This is a genomic window from Moorena sp. SIO4E2 (genome assembly GCF_010671945.1).
GTDB classification, from domain to species: Bacteria; Cyanobacteriota; Cyanobacteriia; order Cyanobacteriales; family Coleofasciculaceae; genus Moorena; species Moorena producens.
Window position 1 is genome coordinate 1 of the sequence record NZ_JAAHIE010001422.1, and the last position, 1,057, is coordinate 1,057.

The 1,057-nt window shown below is 41.3% G+C and carries 2 protein-coding genes; one reads left to right on the forward strand and one right to left on the reverse strand.

Translation table 11 applies throughout. From position 1 onward, the window contains the following. Positions 1 to 758: McrC family protein (locus tag F6K37_RS44160; RefSeq protein ID WP_502887849.1), on the forward strand; the 758-nt coding region annotated here is incomplete at its 5' end. A gap of 111 nt (positions 759 to 869) precedes the next feature. On the opposite strand, the gene F6K37_RS44165 is transcribed toward F6K37_RS44160, so the two are convergent. Continuing rightward, positions 870 to 1,057, reverse strand: a 188-nt coding sequence (locus F6K37_RS44165) for a L,D-transpeptidase (protein WP_287257449.1), incomplete at its 5' end; no start/stop codon positions are given.

The window sequence follows — 1,057 nt, forward strand, 5'->3', positions numbered from 1 at the left end:
TGGATCGTTTGCTGTACATCCAGAAGCCATGGGATATCAAACTTAACTGCCATTACGACGAACACACTAGTGACATCGAAGATAATCAGATTATCGCCTGGACACTCCACTGTATCTGTCGCACTGGTTTATATAGCGCTAAAGTAAGTCCAATGTTGCGCCAAGCCTATCATGCCCTACAAAACCTTGTCACCCTACAACCTTATAGCGCTAGGGATTGTATTGGACGAAACTATAATCGGCTCAATCAGAATTACCAAAGGTTACATGCTCTTTGCCGCTTTTTTCTCGAACACAGTGGACCAAGTCATAAAACAGGTAGTAATACCATGTTGCCCTTTCTAGTTAACATGGCAAAACTCTATGAACGCTTTGTGGCTGAATGGTTAAAATCGCACTTACCCAGTGGCTTTGGCGTTAAGATACTCGAAAAAGTAAACATCGACAAGACATTATATTTTTACATTGATTTAGTACTGTACGAGGTAGCGACTGAGAAAACATGCTGCATTCTCGATACTAAGTATAAAATCCCTATTAGTCCATCTCGTGAGGATTTTAACCAAGTAGTAATCTATGCCATCACACAAGATTGCCAAGAGGCAGTTTTAGTATATCCAGCTCCTTTAACTCAACCCCTTGATGTTAAAATTCGTGATATTCGAGTCCGCAGCTTGACATTTTCCCTGGATGGGAATTTGGAAGAAGCTGGTCAACTATTCTTAAAAAAATTAACAGGACTGTCAGCTGAATGCTGACAGCGGTAGCCTGAATGCTTACGGTAATTGGTTATTTCCCTTAGCAATTACCCATTACAAAAAAAGAAGAACGATCTTGGAAATGATTCAAATGATTCAACAGACTTGATATCATTCATCATTGGCCAATTCTTCAACGCCCTGATGAATCACGATTGGTGTTCCCACAGACGCCCAATCAAATAACCACTCAGCATGATCCACAGCTACATTGACACAGCCATGACTTACTGGAGTACCAAACTTACGATGCCAGTATGCCCCATGGATAGCATAGCCCCGGTGGTAATACATGGCAT